Origin of the sequence: Chryseobacterium luteum, assembly GCF_000737785.1 — a bacterium.
In the GTDB taxonomy this organism is placed as follows: domain Bacteria; phylum Bacteroidota; class Bacteroidia; order Flavobacteriales; family Weeksellaceae; genus Chryseobacterium; species Chryseobacterium luteum.
Map to the genome: position 1 here is coordinate 54605 of NZ_JPRO01000007.1, position 23027 is coordinate 77631.

Consider the following 23027-nt stretch of genomic DNA (forward strand, 5'->3'; position numbering starts at 1 on the left):
CACCTAAGTTAGATAAAAATATACTGCTAAATGTAAAATTTCATTAAATCTTTAAAATTGTAGTAAAACTACGACTGACTAAAAATCCGGCTCAAAGTAGCTTTGATTGATGATCTAAAATGAACTGTTATCAAATTTGATTAAGGCTCCGGATTAGCAGCTCTCTGGTACAGTTGCGGTTCTCAATTGTTTTTTTGTCTTTTACTCCTATTTTTCAGGAAAGGCTCAGATTATAAAAATCCAAGCCTTAACTTTTTAAAATTCATCAATTAAATTCCGAACATCCGGAATATTACCTGTTTTTCCCTCAATAGAATTTTTCTAAATTTTTCAAATTGTTTAAGAAATTATAATTCTGCATATTCCATTGATTTAATAATATCTGCGATATCTTCGTCAAAATTCAAAATGTCGTTATGTTGACAATTAATATCAATAATTTTCATTTGATTGGAATCACGAATACAACTTTCTACATTATTTTCCGGATAAATCTCCCTTAAAGACGCTGTATTTTCATCGGCTGTTGCACGGAATAATATAACATTCGTATATTCTAAAATGGAAGAAATAGGTTGGGAAGAAATAATGTCTTCAACTAAAAGTACGTTTCTTACCGCATCCCTGTCATCTGATGGGATAGCAAAGGAATCCATCATTTTTATCATTGTTCTTTCTTTTTCTTCTTCATTTTTACCCATTCCTTCATTTATCATCCAGGTATCCAATAAAAATACATTGATGTCCTTTACTCCGGCTTTCTCCAATTGACCTGCTATTTCTAAAGTAAATCTTCCGCCAAGCGACCAGCCTAGTAAATAATATGGGCCATCATTCTGAACGGTCTTAATTTGCTCCAAATAATATTGGGAGAGTGCAGTTAACCTGTCTATTTTACGGTCATTTGCCCGGTTATAAGAATTAACTCCATAACATTTATAGGTGTCTTTTAGCTTTCCTGCCAGATTCAGGTAAACATCGCTATCCGCCATTGCCGGATGTATCATAAACATCTTTTTGAGAGGATTACGATTCAGTAAAACCAAAGGTTTATAGTTGTTATTATTTTCTTCTACCAATTCTGACAGGGAATTTATGGATGGAGCATTAAATAAATCCATTACACTGATATTTGTTTTAAAGTGGTTATTTATTTTCATGATCAGCCGAATAGCTATTATACTGCTTCCCCCTATCTGAAAAAAATCATCGGTAATGCTTATAGTGCCCGGATTCCGTCCCAATACTTCACTGTAAATTTCAACCAGCTTTCTCTGAACACCATTTTCAGGAGAAGCATATTTTTCTTCTTCTTCTCCAAAAGTGGGACTTGGCAATCTTTTTTTATCTAATTTCCCATTAACAGTCATTGGAATTTCATTCAATTTCATAAAATCATACGGAATCATATAATTGGGAAGATGTTTGCCTACATAGGATTTTAATTCGGAAGAAGAATAATCAGTATTGGAGACATAATATCCCAACAAATAAGCCATCCCATTGGTGTGCGCGTTCGAAACCACAACTGCCTGATTAATGTCACCATATCCTGATACTACATTTTCAATTTCGCCTAATTCGATACGGTATCCTCTTATTTTTACCTGAAAATCTTTTCTGCCTATATATTCTATGTCTCCGTTTTCTAAATACCGTACCAAATCACCTGTTTTATAAAGTATCCCATTATGTCCTTTTATTTTCTCATGATTTGTCTGATGAGGATTAGGAATAAATTTTTCGGAAGTCAGCTCTTCATTATTAAGATATCCTCTTGCTACTCCTGCTCCTCCGATATATAGCTCACCAATAGCTCCGACAGGTAAAAATTGTAAATGCCCGTTTAAAATATAGTTTGTAACATTGGCAATAGGTTTCCCTATATTCAGAATACTATCTCCGATATTAAAAAGATGCTGTGAGGAACAAACAGTACATTCCGTAGGTCCATATGAATTGATAACCTGTACACCTTTTTCTAAATATTTGTTAATAATTTCCTGATTGCTTACTTCGCCGGCCACCACTAATGTCCTTACTTTCAATATATGATCGGTCTGCAGTAAAACAGGAGGAATAACGGCTGTACAGATATTATTCTCTTCGATATATTTTGATAATAAATAGTAATCTACTCTCATTTTTTCATCGACCATATAAATAGTATATCCTTTCAGAAGGGAATTATACAGCTCATATACATGACCATCGAATATGTAATTATAATACCATAACATATTCTTTTTATGTGGATGACCATTAGTGTTAACCTCTTCAATAATATCCTCCTGAGAACATACCAGATTCAAAACACCTTTATGCTCTATCATTACTCCTTTTGGCTGTCCCGTTGTCCCACTGGTATAAATTACATAAGCCAGATTATCAGGTTTGGTTTCTGTTTCCGGATTAGTTTCCGGATATGTATCAGCGTCTGTAATCTGTAAATCAATAAGAGGTACGCTAACCTCGTTCAATATTTCTTTTATTTTCTTTTTATGGGCAGTATTAACTAAGATGGCTTTGGCATTTGTATCATTAATTATGTATTGTAATCTGGATCCGGGAATATCGGGATCTATAGGCACATAGGCAGCACCTGATTTCAATATGCCTAAAATACTAATAAGCATATTCTCTGAGCGGTCCTGACATATTGCAACCAAATCATCCGGTTTTACAGACAATGAGCTTATTAAAAAATGAGCCAGCTTATTCGCTTTAATATTAATTTCCTTAAAGGTTAAGGATATGTCTTTGTAGACAAAAGCAATTCCGTCCGGATTTTTTTCTACCTGTTCCTCGAAAACGGTTTGTAATGTTTTGTTTGGAACAGCTTTGGAATTCCCCTGATAACTGCTTATATTTTCATCCAATTTTTCCTTTGATATGTATTTAATATCTTTTATTTCCTGTAATGCATTTCTGTCTTTAGTTTTTAAAACTAACTGTTCCAGTATTTCTAAATAAGTATCTATATAGTTTTGCATCGTTTGGGGTTCAAATAATGCAGTGGCATAGTTTATCATTCCTTTCATAGATTCTTCGCTGTCATCTATCATCATTGCCATATCAAATTGGGCAATAGTAGGCCTGAACTCTTCTTCTGCATATATTTTTAAAAGATCATTAAGGTCCTTGCTTTTTTCTTTTCCAAAAGACTGTACAGTAAATAAAATCTGAAAAACAGGGTTTCTGGACTGATCCTGTTTCAAATTAAGATGCTGAACCAATTTTTCAAACGGAAGATCCTGGTGCTCTTGAGCTGCAGCTACTAATTCGCCTGTTCTTTTAATAAAATTTAAAATTGATTCTTCACTTTTAATTCTTCCTCTTAACACCAATGTGTTTACAAAAAAACCAATTAATTGATTCGTTTCGTGCTGTGATCTGCCTGCAACCGGTGTACCTATCAAAATATCTGTCTGATTACTGTAACCTGACAATAACAAATAATACGCTGATAATAAAACGCTGTACAGACTAACATTTTCGTTTTTAGACAGCTGCCTCAAATCATTGCTTAAATCTACAGGAATATTAAAGAGAACATTAGCACCTGTGTAATCTACTTTTTTAGGTCTGAGCTTATCAGCAGGCAAATTAAGTGTCTCATAATCGCAAAGTTCTTTTTCCCAATAACTCATTTGTTTTTCTAATCTTTCTCCTGACAAATAATTTCTTTGCCATAATGCATAATCTTTATACTGAATATCAGGATCGGGAAGTTCCGAAATCAAAAACTGTCCTTCTTTCCGAGATTCATAATAATGATAATAATGCACTAATTCTTTCATTAATATATCAACAGACCATCCATCAAATGCAATGTGGTGAATAACTATACTTATATAGGTACTGTCATTCAACTGATAGTATTGAATATGAACCGGAGGCTCCGTTGAGAGATGAAATGTTTTATGGGTGGCGTTATGTATTAATGCGGATAAATGATGGTCGCCCTCTGCAATTTCAGTTGAAATAGTAATCTCTTCCACACCGATAACCTTCTGATATCCGATACCGTTATTATTGGTTTTAATAACACTGCGCAATACTTCATGCCTTCTTATGATTTTTTCAATGGATGATGAAAGGCTTTCTTTACACACCTTTTCATGCAATTTAAAAACTAAAGGAATATTATAAATATTACTTCCTCCTTCATAGGTTTCAATAAACCATAATCTCTCCTGGCTAAAAGATAAAAGCTGTTCTTCTTCTTTTACTTCGACTGGTACTATTTTTTCTAAAATTTCACCGGAACTATTCTCAATAAAAGCAGAAAGGGCTTTAATATTAGAAAACTTGAGTATTATGGGTAAATCTATATTTTTGCTTACTGCTTTAGAGACCCGTACATGAAGTTTTATGGCTGTTATGCTATCACCACCTAAGCGGAAAAAATTATCTTCAACGCTTATTGTCTTAGCTGGCAACCCTAATATGTCTGCATATATGTCGCAGAGCTGCATCTCTAATTCTGAAGACGGGGCTACATAAACATCTGAATCCCCCGGTACAGGCTGAGGTAATGTCTTTATGTCTAATTTACCGCTGGAGGTCATTGGAAAACGGTCTACATGGATAAACACTGTGGGAATCATATAATCCGGTAAATAAGTGCTTAAATATTTATTCAGTTCTGACGCCTCATATACTTCAGGTGCTGAATAATATCCAACCAAAAATTTCATTCCATTACCATGGGTCCTGTCTAACACCAATACTTTACCGATCTCTTTGTACCCTGATAATATTCGCTCTATTTCTCCCAGCTCTACACGGAATCCCCTGATCTTTATCTGGAAATCTTTCCTGCCTATGTATTCCACTTCTCCATTAGGAAGATATCTTACTAGATCCCCTGTTTTATATAATCTCGCATTACTATTTGTTTCTGCCTCGGCAACGGTCTGAAACGGATTGGTGATAAATTTCTCTGCAGTGAGTTCAGAATTATTCAGATACCCACGGGAAACTCCTGCCCCACCAATGTGAAGCTCTCCAGCTGCTCCTACAGGAAGTACATGAAGGTTCTCATCCAGCACATAATAAGTCGTGTTGGGAAGCGGACGGCCAATATTGGTATTGCTGTCTCCCGGTTTGAATAAATGATAACTTGATGCAACTGTTATCTCCGTTGGACCATATAAATTGACTACCGGAATTCCCTGCAGCAAATGTGCTTCAATTACATCCCAACCGGTAGCTTCTCCGCCGACCATTAATGCATTTAACATCATTGGGTTCATTCTGTCTAGCAAAGCGGGAGGAATCAGGCCAAAGTCTATTTTATGCTCAGAAATAAATGCATTCAGTTTGTTGAAGTCGTGTCTGGTACTGTTTTCTACCATATAAACACTATCGCCGTGAAGAAGGGCTGGAAAAATATCATACACATGGGCATCAAATATGATGTTAGAATACCATAAACATTTTTTATAGCCGGAATTTCTGCCTCCTGCTATTTTATATTTGTTATTTAAGAATTCCATTGCGTTTGAAAGCTCTATGACTCCTTTATGCTCTATCATCACTCCTTTTGGCAAGCCTGTTGTTCCGCTTGTATAAATAATATAGGCCAAATCGCCAGGCCTTACTTTGACAGCTGTATTTTCCTTTGTAAATCCTGTTATTACAGTATTATTTACATCTTCAACAGTAATGGAAAGGTCAGACGTCAGCTGTTTTAAATCTTCATAAGAAGCATGATCTGTCAATAAAATCTGTGACTTGGTATCGTCAAGCATAAAACGAAGCCTTTCTTTTGGTGCATCAGTATCCATTGGCACATAGGCTGCACCGGTTTTTAAAATAGCTAAAATGCTTATTATTAAATATTCTGACCGGGTTTGACAAACTGCTATAAGGTCATCGGCAGTAATGTGGTATTTTGACAACAGATAATGAGCCAATTGATTTGCCTGCGAGTTCAATTCCTGATATGTTAATGATAAACCAGAACAAGCAAAAGCTTCATTATCGGGAGTACGAAGAACCTGTGCCTCAAACATCTCTTTAAGAGTAGAAGCGGCAGGAATAATTTCATCTGCAGAATTCCAGTCATAAACAATTTCTTTTTGGCGTACCTCATCTGAAATATACTCCATATCCGGTGTTTTAATTGACGGATCAGAAATAAATTGATCAATAGTAGTGGCCACACCATTCAACATCTCGTTTATTATACTTGCGTCAAATAATTCGCCTGCATAACTTAACCTGAATATCAATTCATGATCAATATCAAATACTGCAACAACAAGTGGATAGTCTAAATTTTCATTAGCACCAATAAAGCTGATCTCTATTTCACCATTGGTATTTTTCGGAATTGGATAATTTTCAAAAGCAAATAAGCTGTTAAATAACCGGTTTCCTCCTTTTTGTAATTTCGCAAGATTGGTATTGCTCTTGCTGCTAATTTCATTGATATCATTTTGTAAGGTTTTAAGGATATTAATAAGTGAATCATCTGTATGTTCTACAATTACAGGTAATGTATTGATATATAATCCTACAGCATTTTCTATATTTTCAACCGGAATATCCCTTCCTGATACAACCATACCCAACACTGTAGTTTTGTTCGCTGAGTAAATACTTATCTGCCTGTGCCAGCAATATTGTAAAAAGGCATTTACAGTAATATTATTGGAAGAACACAGTTTTTTAAGATCTGTATAGCGGCTGCCTGATACTGTTATCTTTTGCTCTGCTTTATTTCTGATATGTTTATAATCAGCAATATTTACATTCCTTTTTTCAACGGTCAGCAATCCACTTAGATCTTCGTGTTCTTCTATCCTGTTTAAACTGTCATTAAAATACTCAAGATGTTCTAAATTTGTATCCTGGAGATACATCTGTGTTGAAGAGTAAATTTCATCCCGTTTCAGATGAATTGCTTCGTTATTTAATAATTTTACATAAAATTCATGTATTGTCTGAAGCAAAATAGGATTACTCCAGCCATCCATAATGGAATGGTGATTGTTAAATATACAATTGTATACATTATTGCTTCTTTTTACAAGATATACCCGGAATAATCCGCTCTTTGTAAAATCATACGGTTCCTTCCTGTCCTTTTCACATAAAGCATCAAAAATCAATTGCTGCTCTTCTTCAGATTCATTTGAAATATCAGTATACCTCCAGTCGAGAGCTCCATCTTTATCTATAATCTGGACCAGCTCTTCCTCCCAGGCAAAACGCAGACGCAGCACAGAAAATTTTTGCTGTGCAAGTGTCCAGGCCATTCTGAGTTTTTCTACATCAATACTATGATGATAATTCCAAAAAAGCTGTGTTCTATATGATTCATCTGATTTTCCCTGGTTTAAACCATGATATATAAATCCCTGCTGTAAACTATTGGCCAGATAAATGCCTTCAACTTCTGCATTTTTCTGAATATTTTCTAAATATTTTTTTGAAATAATATAATTTATATCTGAAAGTGTCAGGTAATTACGTGAGCTTTGATCATTAAGATTATTGATTATCTTAATTAATTTTGCTTTGTAATCTTCAGTGAATTGAAATAAAACCTGCTCAGGAAGCTGCCCTGCCACAGAGAAAATAAGCTTACCATTCATAATACCACAGTTAATGGTTAACATATTATGCTCTTTATTCTCCGATGAAACAGACGTTCCGGTATCTTCATTTACAAAGGACCAGTTAGCGGAATTTGAGGTATCATACTGACCTAAATAATTAAACGCTACAGCCGGCAATTCAATACTGGTATATCCATGAATTGCTCCATAGCCAATCCCCTGATTAGGAATATGTCTCAACGTGTCTTTTACATCTGAAATAAGGCTCCCGATTGAGTGATCCGCCGGTATTGTTATTTTGACGGGATAAAGACTGGTAAACCATCCCATTGTACCGTTAAGATCAATACTGTCATCTAATTGCTCTCTGCCATGTCCTTCCAAAGTTATATACTGACATTCACCACCTATAAGATCCTGCAAGGTTGATGCTAAGGTTGCAATCAGTAAATCATTTGCCTGGGTATTATATTTTATATTGCTTTCCCTTAGAATTTTCTTTGTGTAGGAATCATCCAATTCTGATTTGATATAATGACATTCCTCAGATTTGAGGGATGACAGAGAACTGTTATATATTGGAATTTCCCTGATAATATCTTTCCAATAATCCTGTTCATCCTGATTATTATTTTTATAATTATGAATAATATCTACCCATTGGCGGTAGCTTGTGCCTTTTCTCTTTAAAATATTACTGATCTCTGTTGTGTTTGCTGAATGATTTACTTCATTTTGTTTTTTGTTTAACAAAGCTGTATAAATTCTCTGAAGATCATCTTGTATAATGCGCCAGCTTACTGCATCAATTATCAGATGATGAGCAGCTACGTGAATTCTTGCACTTCCATCACTATACCCATCAATATATCCTATGTGAAATAAAGGACCTGAAAAAATATCAAAATTATTTTGCCAGCCTGTCAGAATTGCATTCAGGTGATCTAAGTCTGGCAAATCATTTATATTCAGGGAATCTACTTTAACATCAGATAATTTTTTCTGATAAAACTGTTCATATCCTCCATTTATATTTTTACGAAACAGCAATCGAAAAGCATCATGATAGTCTGCTAAATGCTCAACACTTTCCTGTAATACATCTGTATCCAGCTCAGGAATGTAAAGCATGAAAGAGTGATTCCAATGGTTATAATCCGGCAGTATATTTTTATTAACGGCATCAAAAAACCATTTCTGTATCGGTAACAGGTTTACTTTTCCCTCTAAATTCCCCTGTTCATCTATACCTATTTTTTCTTTTTCTTCCCATCTGGATTCGGCTATTCTTACAGACAGTAATCTGACGGTATTACTTTTAAAAATATCTTTTACATTGATAACACCTATATCAAAATTCTGACGTATTTTATTGACTAACTGAATGGCTGTAATACTGTCACCGCCAAGCTGGAAAAAATTATCTTCTACACCCACACCAGCAAGAGGTAACCCCAGTATGTCTGCATAAATCTCACAAAGCTCTGATTCTAATTCTGAATTGGGTGCGATGTAAACATTTGAGTCTCCAAATACCGGCTCAGGCAAAGCTTTCAGATCCAGTTTACCATTGGAGGTCATAGAAAAACTATCTATCTGTGTAAATACCGACGGAATCATATAATCCGGCAAATGTTCACCTAAATACTCAATTAAATCAAATGATTCATATACGGTACCGGCAGAATAATAGGCTGCTAAATATTTCATGCCATTGGTATTGGTCTTGGCCAAAACTATTACTTGATTAATATCCCTATAACCGGATAATACGCGCTCTATTTCTCCCAATTCTACACGAAAGCCCCTTATTTTTATCTGGAAATCCTTTCTGCCAATGTATTCCACTTCTCCATTGGACAGATACCTTACCAGGTCTCCCGTTTTATATATCCTACCATTATAATGACGTTGCTTTTCTTCAATAGTCTGAAAAGGATTGGCTATAAATTTTTCGGCTGTAAGGTCAGGATTATTCAGGTAACCACGGGAAACTCCCACTCCGCCAATATGAAGCTCTCCGACTGCTCCTACAGGAAGTACCTGAAGATTCTCATCCAATACATAATAAGTGGTATTGGGGAGCGGACGGCCAATATTCGTATTACTGTCTCCCAATTTGAACAAATGAGAACTTGATATTGCAGTTATTTCAGTTGGCCCATATAAATTGACTACTGACATACCCTGCAATAAGTGCGCTTTCATTACATCTAAACTTGTAGACTCTCCTCCCACCATTAAGGCATTTATAGTTATGGGGTTCTTTTTGTCAAGTAATACGGGAGGAATTAATCCGATATCTATTTTATTCTCTTTGGTATATGAACTCAATTTCTGAAAGTCGTGTCTTTTTTCATCATCTACCATATGAACACAATCTCCATTTAGCAGAGCTGGATATATGTCATAGACATGAGCATCAAAAACAATATTTGAATACCATAAACACTTTTTATATTCCAAATCCCTACCTATTAATATTTTATGTTTATTATTAATATACTGAACTCCATTTGAAAGATCTACAACACTTTTATGTTCTATCATCACACCTTTTGGAAGGCCGGTAGTACCGCTTGTATAAATAATGTAAGCAAGATCTTCAGCTCCAATTCCTACCTGCGTATTTTCTTCAGAAAACTCTTTAATGGCAGTCTGGCTCACATCTTCTGCATTGGTGGGAAGATTGGATATCAGAAGTTTCAATTCATTATGATTAATATGATCCGTAAGAAGTACACAGGCATTAGTATCCTCCAGCATAAAAATTAACCTTTCTCTGGGTGAGCCGGGATCCATAGGAACATACGCCGCCCCGGTCTTTAAAACACCAAGGATACTTATCGGTAAATACTCTGACCGGCTTTGACAAATTGCGATAAGATCATTGGGGGAAATCTCATATTTTGATAATAGATAATGAGCTAACTGATTGGCTCTGGAATTTAATTCATGATATGTTAAAGATACTTCACCATATACCAAAGCCAGGTTATCTGGTGTCAGGTAAGCTTGCTTTTCAAATAAATCTTTAAGATTGGAATCAATAGCTGCAATAGATTCTGTAGAATTCCATTTATAAACAATTTTATTGTACTGCTGGTCATCTAATAAGCGGTAAGAATCAATTGTTATATGATCATTTTGATTAGTCAGATCATCCAGTATATCCAGAAACAGCTTCCGGTAAAGATTAGAAAAATTATGTACTAAAGTTTCATCTAATATGTCTTTATCATATCTTATCCTAAAGTTCAAATTATTATCATACTCTTCCTGCTCTATTAAAAGAGTACCTACCAAATCAATTTGAAACTGATGATTAATTTTAGCTAATTCCAATCCATTCATCTTTTCAAAATAATCCCTTTGAAACGTTTGGGAAAAAGCAATATCAAGTATTTTAACATTATCTGCATACTTAACAATTTCGTTAACGGGAAGGTATTTTGATTTTGTCTTTTTTAAATCATTAAAAAAAAGCAGAACATCTTCTATTAAATTTTTTACCGTAGTAGTCTCATTAAACCTGTAATCAATAACCAAGGTATTTACATGTGCTCCATAAAGAAGTTCTTTTCCTTCTAATATGGCAACAGGATAAGAAATCCCAAGTACTTTCTGCCGGGTAATTTTGTGCAGTAAGCAGGCAAGTACAATTTGTCCAAATATATAGGGAGTAATTCTATAATTATGTCGTAATGATTTTACTTTAGTTAAAACATCTGAATTATAACTAAACATATGCTCACTTACAAATCTTAAAGTGCTTTTGTCTTCAGTGGATGCTACCTGTTTTTTGAGAAAAGAAAAATCGATCCCCACAACATCTTTCATATGCTTTTCCCAGAAAGAATGCATTTCTACTTTATTTTTCTCTAATAAAACTTCAAAAGTATCAGTCAAATTATTATGCTTTTCTATTTGCTCTTCGATAGATAATTGCTTCTCATTAAAACCATTATTATAATGATCTGCCCAGGTTTTATAAAATTCGGGAGTACTTATTCCATCGATGATTATATGTGACAGGACGAATATAATTCTATACTGGTGTTCTTTTTCCTTTATTATATACTGCCTCATCAGATTATCATTTGCCAGATCGAATGGTTCAGAAATAAGACTATAAATTTCCTCATCAGATATTTCTTCTGAAAAATACCTGACACTGCTTTCTGATAATGGCCTTACCTTCCATTGGGGCGTTGAATTTCCATCAGCAATATTGGATTTAAAAACTAATATATTGTTAAGCATATTTAATATACTTTTTTCATTTTTCACTAAATCAAAATCGCCGACTACAGTATTATCTACAACAATATTATAATTGGTGTTCAGAGGGTCAATAATCCATTCATAAAAAAAGATTGATTGGTAAGGAGTAAGTTTTAACATGTAATTTTTTGTGTTTTAATTGATAATTAATATATTTTGTTGAATTCTTGTGTTTTTCGGGAAGAAAAATAATATTGCAATATTCGCCCTGTGTTTATGAAGCAGGGGAACAGTATGGTGATTTAAGTTTTATTATATAAGAGTTATGATGAATAAATTGAAAGGGAATATTCTATTTTAAAGTTCGTTTAAACTCAGCTGTTTCACATAGATGTTTTTTGACCGGATATTGCCATTTGCAGCAATGCAGCAATGGTAATTTTCATTAATGAAGATCTCTTTTAATTCAAACTGATGGTTATCTATTGAAGAATGATTATTTACAATTTTAAAAGATTTCAGTGCCACTTTCAATCCTTTACCGTAGGCTTTTATAACAGCTTCTTTTGACGTCCAGTAAGAAAAAAAACTTCGCGTTCTATTTTCAGAACCTTCAATTATTTTTAACTCATTATCAGTCATTTGATATTTAAAATCCAAATAGTTCATTGTATAATCTATAAATTCAACATCAATCCCAACCGGAAAGTAATCTGTTATAATGCAGACAACTAAATCCTTAGAATGCGATATATTAAATTGTATATTTTTATTTTTCAAAAATGGCTTATTGTCATTCGTTTTCTCAATTTTAAAATTTGTTATACCAAAATAATTACTCAATCCATACTTCAATAGCATCCTTCCTATTAATGAGGCCTGCGCGTCTTGCCATCTTCTGTATTTAAGAATCTTATTTTTAAAATTTTCATCATCAGCGCAAATGCTTAAGTAATCATCCATAAGAGTTTTATGACAACCTTCATCTATAAATGCATATAAAATTTTCATTAAATGTGTTAAATTTTTATTTTTCGGAGAAACAAAATAGAAAGGCCAATCATGTAGATTGATTCACATGATACCCTTCAAACTTTTAATAAAGTATTGAACAGTTCAGCAAGGTATTCGTTTTACAACCCTTCTTGGGAAAAACTTCTAAAGTAATTTACCCAATCCCTACCAATGCATAAATATAGAAGAATATAGTTTGTAATCTCTTACGTCTTCAGGCATTGCTTTTAATGATCAGGGAATATTTATTCCTTGATTCTTAATAAACTCTCAGGATTTTATCATCCACAAAGGAATAATCGGAAATTGATTTCTCTTTCTGCCCTTGAATAGTTTTGGAAAATTCGTCTGAAATAGAATAGTAATTATCTGGTACCTTGTTCTCGAACGAAATTATGGGGATACATACTATCGAATAAACGACAATGTAAAATAGTTTACTTGTTTTCATTAGGTTGTGTTTTCAACAAATATATTGATTTTTCAGGCAAAAAACACTCTAAAAACTGATTTTTATTCAAAAAAATGCTGGAAAATTAAAATATATTCCGAAATTACAACATCCAAATAATATTAATTTTCAGCAGATAATAAATTATTACGACAGCAAATGTTTACCTTCAGTTAATCCTGTCAGTTTTATTGAATAATATTTATTTTCTATTAGATTTCTGCAAATATTATTTTATTGCTGCTTTTTTATTCTATTTTTTTTATTTTATTAGAAAAGGTTGCGATTTATAGCATCATATTTTCAAATTTTGGAACTTATTTCCCTCTTCGTGGACATCAACTGTACTGATCAAATATTTGTTTTTTGATCAGGTCTTCAAAACTATTAAGCGTATACTTCCTGTTTGCGTCTCCTCTAGTTGAATAATTCAAGAATCAGGTAGTCTATTTCCTTTAAAAAAATTCTCCTGTTGTTTTGAATTCAGACATTGTATACTGTATCAGGTCAATTGCAGAAACAGGTAAAGGATTTTTTAACCCGACTATACCAGTCTTAAAATTAGTTAATATAGAGTGTATCTCCACAAATTCATCCGCTGTTTTTTGGAAAATACCTATCTTCGCTTACAAATCTAATTTGAAAATGAAGAAGATCATTTCCGGGGTATTTGTTTTCTGCTCTGTTGTCATACTTGCTCAGGAAGCCATACAGTTCCAGGAACTACCGTTCAAAGACATCATTGCAAAGGCAAAAAAAGAAAAGAAACTTGTTTTCATCGACGCCTATGCTTCCTGGTGCGGGCCATGCAAGATGATGGAAAAAAATGTATTTACCCAGAAACCTGTCGGAGATTATTTCAATACCAATTTTGTCAATGCCAGATTCGATATGGAGAAAGGAGAAGGAAGAGAAATTGCTGCCAAATATGGAGTACGTTCCTATCCTACCTATCTTTTCCTGAATGGTGATGGTGAGCTTGTTTCTCAAAATTCCGGTTATATGGAACAAAGTATGTTTGTGGCCATGGCTCAGGATATCAATTCCGCAGGTAATAAAAAGGGGTCTTTTAAGGAACGTTTTGCCAAAGGAGAAAAAGATCCGGAATTCCTGATCAACATTATGAAACTGAACTCTTCTTCAGATTATGATTTCGCCAAAAAAGCTTCCGAACGATATTTTGAAAACAAGAAAAAGACAGAAGAAATCTCTAAAGAAGAAATAGGATTCCTTTTGTTTTTTGTAAAGTCAACAGAAGACAGCAACTACAGTATATTTACATCAAGGAAGGCTGAGATTATTAAATATCTGCCGGAAGCAACTTACAACGAATTTGATAATCAGCTGAAGCTTTCAAAAATAGTTGAGCAGTCTATTGATGATAAAAATAAAAGAATAAATGACGATTATTTCATGAAAACAGCTGAACCATTAGTAGGAAAACAGCTTGCACAGTCTAAACTGAATCAGACGAAACTGAGCTATTACGAGCAGAATGCCAATTTCCCTGAATTTGAAAAAGCCGCTTTGGAATATTATAAAAACTCCGATGCATTTGAACCTAATGAACTGCTGAGAGCAGCATGGGTATTCAGTGATCACGTCAAAAATCCTGCAGCATTAAAGAAAGCCTCAGAATGGGCAGAAAAATCGGTAATGCGAAGTGAAACACCGGAAAACACCTACATTCTTGCAAAGCTTTATTTCCTTACCGGGAATAAGGAAATGGCCAAAAACTATGCAGAAATGTCAAAAAATATTGCTGTTCAAACCAATCAGGACTTCAAACTTGCAGAAGAATTATTGAAACAAATAAAATAAATGCTAAAACACAAATTTCTCACCGCATCTATCACTCTCCTGTCCGCAGCAATGCTGACAGCCCAAGAACAAGAACAGGAAAAAGGTCTGTATATCAAAGGAAATGCACTTCTGGCTCCAATCGGACTCATCAATATTGGCCTGGAAAAGCAAATGAGTCAGAAGATTACCATGCAAGGTGATATTCTGGTTTCTCCATGGAAGTCTTTTGGCGGACATGAATTCCAGTATTATTCTCTTTCCCTGGAAGGGCGATATTATTTTAATGAAGCATTCAGCCATTGGTATATAGGAGCTAATATTGCAGCCTCTGCATTCGTGCTTCAAAAATGGAACTATTGGAGTGATAAGCCATATATCAATAATAGAAATGAAGTATTTATTACATCAAACTTATATCAAAAAGGGGTATCATTTATATTAGGTGTTACAGGTGGATATCAGTTTAAGGTATCAGACCGCTGGAATATTGATGTTTACGCAGCAGTAGGTACTTCCCAGGATTTCTACAAAGGATATGACCGTAATACTGGACAGCGTTACGAACTAGCGAAAAAATATAATAAAAGCGGAGAAATTCTGCCTTACAGAGGAGGTATCATGATTTCTTATAAACTAAAATAACCCAATGAAACTGTTAGGAAAAAATCATATTATCATTTCTGTGATCACCTTTGTGATCCTTTTTTTAATGAATTACATAGGAAATGACCTGCCCGACAAACTGGAAAGAGCACTGATGATAGCTTTTGCAGGGGTAATAGGATTATCACTCGGTCTTTTCATCCTTAATAAAGGTAAAAATGACAATAGTCCCCCACAGAATTTTGATTGATAATAAAGTGAATGGTCAATTGTGAATTTAGCTTCACCAGTGAATTTTATGACCTATAGATTCACAATTGACAGGCAAAGCCAAATTCACAATTGGTTTTCAAACTCAGTCTTTGTAAACGACATACTTACGGCGGATCTTTTCAAATTGATCAAGGTCGTTTTTCCATGAAGCTTTGATTTCCTGAACTGATTTTCCGGCTATGATCTGCTTTCTGAACTCATCGGTTCCGGCCAGTTTATCAAAAAACAAATTCTCCAGAAAGAAATTCTGCTGCGGATTTTTATATGATTTATAAGATTTAATCAGCCATTCAAGATTCAGCTCTCTAAGATCATTCGGATAGGCTGAAAGATCTTCACCATAGCAAAGCTTCCCGTTCAGGAAAGGGTCTTTTGCCCCAAAATTGGGTTTCGGTGTAAACTGATAAGGAAATCCCTGTGTCCATGGAGAACCGTAAATCTGGAATGGAAGGCTTGTCCCTCTTCCTACGGAAACCTGCGTTCCTTCAAAGAAGCATAAGCTTGGATATAGATTGATAGATTTATCGTTGGGTAGATTCGGGGAAGGTTTATCCAGGATTGGATAGCGCTGTTTTTTGTGGTAATTTTTCATCAGGATCAGGGTATATTTTGCCTGAACTCCATTTTTCAGCCACTTCTCACCGTTGACCATTTTTCCATACTCTCCTATTGTAAGTCCGTATACTACAGGAACTTCATGCATTCCTATAAAACTTGACCATTTTTTCTTTAAAACAGGTCCGTCCGTATAGCCGTCATGAGGATTCGGACGGTCCAGCACCATTATTTCCACATTGTTTTCTGCTCCCGCTTCCATCAGGTAGGCTAAGGTTGAAATATAGGTATAAAACCTGACACCAACATCCTGGATATCAAAAACAACAATATCAATACCTTTTAGCTGCTCAGGTTTGGGTTTTTTATTGTTTCCGTATAAAGAAATAATCGGGATCCCCGTTTTGGTATCCACTCCGTTCTTTACTTTTTCTCCGGCATCTGCATCTCCTCTGAAACCATGTTCCGGGGCAAAGATCGTTTTGATCCTGATATTATTTTTCACCAAAAAATCTACCACATGGTTTTTATCACTCATCAGACCGGTCTGATTCGTTACCACACCGACTGTTTTATTTTTCAGCAGCGGAAGATAAAGTTCAGACTGATCCGCTCCGGTTTTGAAATCCGGTTGATCTTGAGCCTGAGAATAATATTGGTTGAATACTCCTAAAAAAATTAGGCAAATAAGAAGTAAATTTTTAATTTTGAAATCTAAATTCATAAGCTTGAAATTTCCTTTATATTTCTCTAGAAAAATAGCGTTTTCCAAAGATAACAAAAATAACCTTTCGAGAGTTATCATCTTCATCGGCAGGCTTTCTGTAGCTTTGGGGATCATTGTTTCTCTGATCACTGTATCTACGGGCTTCGGTTCAAAGAAAGCCATCAAAGAGAGACTGGCAGATTTCAGCGGCCATATTACCGTACGGTCCACAAGATCCAATTCCTCTTACAATACGTCTGTTCTTGATAATCAGGGACTGAATATTCAGAAAATCAAAACGCTTCCGGATGTGGAAAGTGTTCAGAAGTATGCAACAGTAACGGGAATTATGCGTAATGAGCACAATTTTTCGGGGATTATATTTAAAGGAGTCGGAAAAGACTTTGACAGTCTGAGATTCAAAAAATTCCTGGTGGCCGGTACCACTCCAAAAGTGACAGAGAATGGCTATAACAATGATGTGACTATTTCACAGAAGGTTGCTAATGATCTTCATCTGAAAGTTAATGACAGTATTGTTACCGTATTTTCAAAAGCAGACCAGAAACCTATCTACCGTAAATTCAGGGTTGTAGGAATTTATAAAACTGACATCAAAATGATTGACGAGCAATTCGTTATCGGTGGAATCAATCATGTGAGAAAAATTCAGGAAATGAAGCCGGACGAAATAGGCGGTATTGATATATTCTTTAAAAATGTAAATGACATCGACAAAGATTTCCCGGAAATTGAAAAACTGATCGGCTACAAGAACTATGCAGAAAAAGCAACGGAAAAATTCCCCCAGATCAATGACTGGATCAGTATTTTTGACACCAATATTGCCCTGATTATCATCATTATGCTGATCGTAGTTGTAATCAATATCATTATGGTCCTTTTAATTCTGATCATTGAAAGAACGAATTCTATAGGGCTTTTAAAGACATTGGGAGCAAGTAATTCACAGATAAGAGCTACTTTCATCAATTATACCCTGATCATCATGATCCCGGGGCTTCTGTACGGAAATGCAATTGGTCTGGGCTTGATTCTGATTCAGAAATTCTTCGGTATCATTAAGCTTAATCCTGAAAACTATTATGTAAGCACAGTTCCGGTAGACCTGAATCCTGTTGCCATTATTTCCATTTCATTAGGAATTCTGCTGATTTCCGGACTGGCTCTGATCGTTCCGAGCTACCTGATCAGCAAGATATCTCCGGTGAAGGCGATTAAGTATAATTAAAATGGTGAAATGTGAATGGTGAAATGTCAATTACAAGACAGTGATCAATTCTGTTTTAGTTAAAAAAATTTATAATTCACTTTAGAAAATCAATAATGAATTGGGGACAATAAATTTAATTCAATGGCCGTAATTAAAAAATTCACTACTGGCGATTGACCATTCACATTTATAAATCGTAATCTTTAAATTACACAGCTAATTTTAAAGCCTTATCTTTGTACCGCTTATAAAACATTTATGAAATACGCAAAAAATATTCTTGAAACGATAGGAAACACCCCTCTTGTGAAACTTAATAAAGTATTGGGGGAAGACTTTCCTGCTCTGGTTTTAGCAAAAGTAGAGACATTCAATCCCGGGAATTCTGTAAAGGACAGAATGGCCGTTAAAATGATAGAAGATGCCGAAAAAGACGGCAGATTAAAACCCGGAGGAACCATTATTGAAGGGACTTCAGGAAATACAGGAATGGGTCTGGCCCTTGCTGCAATTATCAAAGGCTACAAATGTATTTTTGTAACCAATTCCAAGCAGTCTAAAGAGAAATGCGATATCCTTCGTGCTGTAGGCGCAGAAGTAATTGTGTGCCCTACTGATGTAAAGCCTACTGATCCGCGTTCTTATTATTCAGTTTCCAAAAGACTGGCTAAGGAAACAGAAAACGGATGGTATGTGAACCAATATGATAACTTATCAAACAGAGCAGCTCATTATGAGTCTACCGCTCCTGAGATCTGGGAACAGACGGACGGAAAGCTTACCCATTTTGTGGCGGGTGCAGGAACGGGCGGTACCGTTACAGGCTGCGGAACTTTCTTCAAGGAGAGAAACCCGGACATCAAAGTAATCGGAGTTGACACTTATGGCTCTATTCTGAAAGAATTCCACGAGACAGGTGAGCTTCATTATGATCATGCTTATACCTATATCACAGAAGGAATCGGGGAAGATATTATTCCTGAGAATTACGATATGTCTGTCATCGATCATTTTGAAAAGGTAACGGATAAAGACGGTGCCATCTATGCCAGAAAACTGGCGAAGGAAGAGGGGATTTTCTGCGGATATTCTGCAGGAAGTGCGATTGCTTCCCTGATCCAGATGAAAGACCAGTTCACGAAAGATGATGTGATTGTCGTTCTTCTTCATGACCACGGCTCAAGATATGTAGGAAAGGTCTACAATGATGAGTGGATGAAGGAAATGGGTTGGCTGGATTAATCAAAAAACAAAGAGGGTAAATTTGCCTTTTTACATAAACTAAAAATCAGAGCGTTCTGCTCTGATTTTTTTATGACTTGATGTTTTTCTTTATGGTCTGTTTTAAAATGCTGTAATCGCCTTTACTCATAGACTTTTCCGGAAACATATAATTGTATTTCCCTTCCAGGGCAATAAATGAATCTCTTATATCATATACTTTGAAATCTTCCCATTTGCTTAGCTCTTCCTGATGATTAAGATTGACATTAAAAATTTCATCATTAAAACGGATCTCATAAATTTCAGAATTTTCCAGGGATTTCAGATAACGGTTAACCTCTTTCTTCCACCGGGAAACCTTGTTGATGCTTAAAGAAAGATAAACCGTACAAAGCAGGAACAAAAAGCTCACAAAATATAGAATCCCAAACTTTTCTTTGCTTAAATCATCTTTAAAACAAAACAGAATCAACAGAATCACTCCTGCAACTGCCGTGGTAACCGTTTTTCCTTTGGTAGTCGGTGAAAAAAATAAATTCCCCTGGTTACCGCTGAAATAAATTTCTTCGAAATCCTTTCTGTTCACATTTAGTTTAATGATTTTCTCTCCATTCATTTCCCAGAATATTTAGTTTGTTTTTTTAAAGATTACAAAACTAAATCAAATATCTTCATATCGGTCACTTATTACAGAAAGTTTATTCATTAAATCACGATTTTTCTTCTTTAAATCTTCCATTTTCTGAAGCATATGGTTAATGACCTCCAACCCCGGAAGGTTGATTTCCAGATCATAATGCAAGTTAGTAAACTTCTCAAAAACAGGCAGATCTTCATAGGGTAAATACCGGATTTCATTCTCTGTTTCTACATTCAGTAAACCCACATCTACCAATTCATCAAAAAAAGTGATCTCTATATTGTATATTTTTACGAGTTCTTCCCTCGATATTCTTTCACTCATGACTTAGGAATTTTTAAGTTGTTCAAAAAGTTCTTTCTGCCTGTCTGTCAAACCAGTAGGCAGTTTCACCTCATACGTCACAAAAAGATCTCCGGCCTGGCCTTCTTTCTTATACACCGGAAAACCTTTGCCTTTCAGCCTTACCGTTGTTCCGTTCTGGGTTTCGGGTTTTACTTTAAGGTTGACACTTCCGTTCAGTGTAGTCACTTTTATATCGCCGCCTAAAACAGCGGTATACATATCTATTGAAACTTTGGTTTTCAGATCGTCACCGATTCTTTCAAAATCGGGATCAACAGGAATATTGAATGTGATGTACAGGTCTCCGTTCGGACCACCATTAAAACCAGGGCTTCCATGTCCTTTCAGTTTGATCTGCTGCCCGTCATACACCCCGGCAGGAATTGTGATTCTTACCTTTTTACCATTGATATCAAAAGTCTGCGGATGAGTCTGTGCAGCATCTTTTAAGTTTAAATTCAGTTCAGCATGAACATCCTGCCCCTTGAATTTTCCTGAAGAACTTCCCCTCGAATTTTTCCCGAAGCCTCCACCACCGCCGCCGAACATACTTTGAAAAAAGTCTGAAAAATCTTCACCTTCACCAAAATCAGCACCGGAAAATCCGTCACCGCCATAACTCTGCTGCTGATACTGCCTTTGCTGTTGCTGGGCTTTTTCATATTCATCGCCATGTTTCCAGTTTTCACCGTACTTATCATATTTAGTACGGTTCTCAGGGTTACTGAGGACTTCATTGGCTTCATTCAGTTCTTTGAATTTCCTTTCTGCTTCTTTGTCGCCGGGATTGAGGTCAGGATGAAGTTTTCTCGCCAGCTTCCGGTAAGCCTTTTTGATGTCATCTTGTGTTGCGCTTTTATCTACGCCTAAAATTTTATAGTAATCTATATAAGCCATAGAAACGATATTTACTCAAATTTATGAAATTTGCGCCTGAAAAGTATATAAGAGAATGTTAAAATAAACCTATCTTTGATAAAAAGCATTGAATGAAAGAGGTACTGAAAAACTATTCAGGAATTATACTTTTGCTCTTAGGAATAGTTGCAGGAAGCATTATAGGCATTACTGCTCCCAATACCGTAGAATACATTAAGCCTCTGGGAGATATCTTTCTGAATCTTCTTTTTGTGAGTGTAGTGCCGCTGGTTTTCTTTGCGGTTTCCAATTCTATTGCATCGCTGGAACAGGGGTCCAAGTTCGGGAAAATCATTTTAGTGATGTCTTTTACTTTTCTGTTCTTTATTTTGACAGCAGCCATTTTTACGATCTGTGTAATCTATGTATTTCCGGTTTCCGGTGTTTCCGGCAGTTCGGAAATGATTACTGAAACCGTTAGTGAAGACAGCTGGGGCAACAGGATCGTAAGTTTTTTCACCGTTGGAGAATTTACCCAGCTTTTTTCAAGACAGAATATGCTGGCTCTTCTTATTTTTGCTTTTATGACCGGATTTGCCGCCCGTAAGGCCGGAGAAAAAGGACAGCCGTTCAGGGTTTTTATCGCTTCTGGATATGAGGTTATGAAGGAATTGCTTTTACTGATCATGAAACTGGCTCCTATCGGTCTTGGGGCTTATTTCGCCTATCAGGTTGCCACTCTGGGTCCGCAGCTTTTCGGATTTTATGCTAAACCTCTGGGACTTTATTATATTGCAGGAATCGTTTATTTCTTTGTCTTCTTTTCACTGTACGCTTTTATGGCAGATAGACGAAAGGGGATCAGAAATTTCTGGACCAATGCAGTCTACCCCACTCTAACTGCTTTAAGTACCTGTAGCAGCTTTGCCACAATGCCTGCAAATCTTCTGGCAGCATCAAAGATCGGCATTCCGAATTCTATTGCCAACCTGGTTATCCCGATCGGGACAACATTGCATAAGAACGGATCTTCCATGTCTTCCATCATCAAGATATATGTTGCTTTTATGATCATTGGGAAAGATTTTTTTGATCCGGCAAATTTACTGCTCGCATTAGGCATCACTGTCTTTGTGAGTATTGTAGCTGGCGGAATTCCTAATGGCGGATATATCGGTGAAATGCTGATGATTTCGGTTTATAAACTACCACAGGAAGCTATTCCGGCAGTAATGATTATCGGAACCCTGGTGGATCCGCTGGCCACTGTTCTGAATGCCGTGGGAGATATCGTAGCGGCGATGTTTGTGAACCGGTTTGTGAAGGTCTGATGGGATAAAGAGAGAAAAAGAATAAAGAGAAAAGAAAAAAGAGCGGGATACAATACATTTATTCTACAATTGATTTAAATCTATACCCACAAATCTGCATAATCTGCGAGAGTTTAAGATATAATTGTTTTTCTCATTGATTAAGTCGATGTGATATGTTTTCTCTAACCCATTGTTTCAAAGGTCAGTTGATAG

12 protein-coding genes are annotated in these 23027 nt (G+C 35.5%); 6 read left to right on the forward strand and 6 right to left on the reverse strand.

The window, feature by feature from the left end; all coding sequences use genetic code 11:
• Positions 1–347 precede the first annotated feature (347 nt).
• Positions 348–11975 (reverse strand): non-ribosomal peptide synthetase, encoded by an 11628-nt coding sequence (locus IX38_RS09685; RefSeq protein WP_034704260.1) that lies wholly within the window; start codon positions 11973–11975, stop codon positions 348–350.
• 177 nt (positions 11976–12152) lie between these two features.
• The gene (locus IX38_RS09690) at positions 12153–12806 is read right to left on the reverse strand and encodes a 4'-phosphopantetheinyl transferase family protein (RefSeq protein WP_034704262.1); all 654 of its coding nucleotides are present in this window, start codon (positions 12804–12806) and stop codon (positions 12153–12155) included.
• Positions 12807–13905: 1099 nt separating this feature from the next.
• On the opposite strand from IX38_RS09690, the gene IX38_RS09695 reads away from it, so the two are divergent.
• The 3 genes from IX38_RS09695 to IX38_RS09705 are packed head-to-tail and all read left to right on the forward strand — an operon-like array spanning position 13906 to position 15916.
• Positions 13906–15081 carry a thioredoxin family protein gene (locus IX38_RS09695; RefSeq protein ID WP_034704265.1) on the forward strand — a complete coding sequence of 392 codons (1176 nt, stop codon included), beginning with the start codon at positions 13906–13908 and terminating at the stop codon, positions 15079–15081.
• Complete coding sequence (locus tag IX38_RS09700) at positions 15082–15705, forward strand: DUF3575 domain-containing protein (RefSeq protein WP_034704266.1); 624 nt, start codon at positions 15082–15084, stop codon at positions 15703–15705.
• A 4-nt stretch (positions 15706–15709) separates the two neighbouring features.
• Positions 15710–15916, forward strand: coding sequence for a hypothetical protein (locus IX38_RS09705; RefSeq protein WP_034704268.1), 207 nt, complete (start codon positions 15710–15712; stop codon positions 15914–15916).
• Between the two features lie 105 nt (positions 15917–16021).
• Here the strand turns inward: IX38_RS09705 and IX38_RS09710 are convergent, their stop codons facing one another.
• Positions 16022–17218: an exo-beta-N-acetylmuramidase NamZ family protein gene (locus IX38_RS09710; RefSeq protein WP_034704760.1), complete on the reverse strand. Its 1197-nt coding sequence runs from the start codon at positions 17216–17218 to the stop codon at positions 16022–16024.
• Between the two features lie 4 nt (positions 17219–17222).
• Between IX38_RS09710 and IX38_RS09715 the strand changes: the two genes are divergently transcribed.
• Entirely contained in the window at positions 17223–18452 is a 1230-nt protein-coding gene (locus IX38_RS09715; protein WP_034704269.1) for an ABC transporter permease, read from the forward strand.
• A 240-nt stretch (positions 18453–18692) separates the two neighbouring features.
• Complete coding sequence (locus tag IX38_RS09720) at positions 18693–19676, forward strand: PLP-dependent cysteine synthase family protein (RefSeq protein WP_034704273.1); 984 nt, start codon at positions 18693–18695, stop codon at positions 19674–19676.
• Positions 19677–19746: 70 nt separating this feature from the next.
• Here IX38_RS09720 and IX38_RS09725 read toward each other — a convergent pair whose 3' ends face one another.
• Genes IX38_RS09725 through IX38_RS09735 form a run of 3 tightly spaced genes read right to left on the reverse strand, consistent with a single transcriptional unit; the run spans position 19747 to position 21540 of the window.
• Positions 19747–20274, reverse strand: coding sequence for a hypothetical protein (locus IX38_RS09725; RefSeq protein WP_034704276.1), 528 nt, complete (start codon positions 20272–20274; stop codon positions 19747–19749).
• A 45-nt stretch (positions 20275–20319) separates the two neighbouring features.
• On the reverse strand, positions 20320–20622 hold the full coding sequence (locus IX38_RS09730; protein WP_034704278.1) for a chaperone modulator CbpM: 303 nt from the start codon (positions 20620–20622) through the stop codon (positions 20320–20322).
• Positions 20623–20625: 3 nt separating this feature from the next.
• Complete coding sequence (locus IX38_RS09735; RefSeq protein ID WP_034704281.1) at positions 20626–21540, reverse strand: DnaJ C-terminal domain-containing protein; 915 nt, start codon at positions 21538–21540, stop codon at positions 20626–20628.
• A gap of 92 nt (positions 21541–21632) precedes the next feature.
• On the opposite strand from IX38_RS09735, the gene IX38_RS09740 reads away from it, so the two are divergent.
• The gene (locus tag IX38_RS09740; RefSeq protein WP_034704282.1) at positions 21633–22832 is read left to right on the forward strand and encodes a dicarboxylate/amino acid:cation symporter; all 1200 of its coding nucleotides are present in this window, start codon (positions 21633–21635) and stop codon (positions 22830–22832) included.
• Positions 22833–23027: the final 195 nt, after the last annotated feature.

Coding starts and splice junctions, on each gene's coding strand:
- IX38_RS09720 (WP_034704273.1), top strand. CDS start 18,693: ATGAAATACGCAAAAAATATTCTTGAAACGATAGGAAACACCCCTCTT.
- IX38_RS09740 (WP_034704282.1), top strand. CDS start 21,633: ATGAAAGAGGTACTGAAAAACTATTCAGGAATTATACTTTTGCTCTTA.
- IX38_RS09690 (WP_034704262.1), bottom strand. CDS start 12,806: ATGAAAATTTTATATGCATTTATAGATGAAGGTTGTCATAAAACTCTT.
- IX38_RS09700 (WP_034704266.1), top strand. CDS start 15,082: ATGCTAAAACACAAATTTCTCACCGCATCTATCACTCTCCTGTCCGCA.
- IX38_RS09735 (WP_034704281.1), bottom strand. CDS start 21,540: ATGGCTTATATAGATTACTATAAAATTTTAGGCGTAGATAAAAGCGCA.
- IX38_RS09705 (WP_034704268.1), top strand. CDS start 15,710: ATGAAACTGTTAGGAAAAAATCATATTATCATTTCTGTGATCACCTTT.
- IX38_RS09695 (WP_034704265.1), top strand. CDS start 13,906: ATGAAGAAGATCATTTCCGGGGTATTTGTTTTCTGCTCTGTTGTCATA.
- IX38_RS09710 (WP_034704760.1), bottom strand. CDS start 17,218: ATGAATTTAGATTTCAAAATTAAAAATTTACTTCTTATTTGCCTAATT.
- IX38_RS09730 (WP_034704278.1), bottom strand. CDS start 20,622: ATGAGTGAAAGAATATCGAGGGAAGAACTCGTAAAAATATACAATATA.
- IX38_RS09685 (WP_034704260.1), bottom strand. CDS start 11,975: ATGTTAAAACTTACTCCTTACCAATCAATCTTTTTTTATGAATGGATT.
- IX38_RS09725 (WP_034704276.1), bottom strand. CDS start 20,274: ATGAATGGAGAGAAAATCATTAAACTAAATGTGAACAGAAAGGATTTC.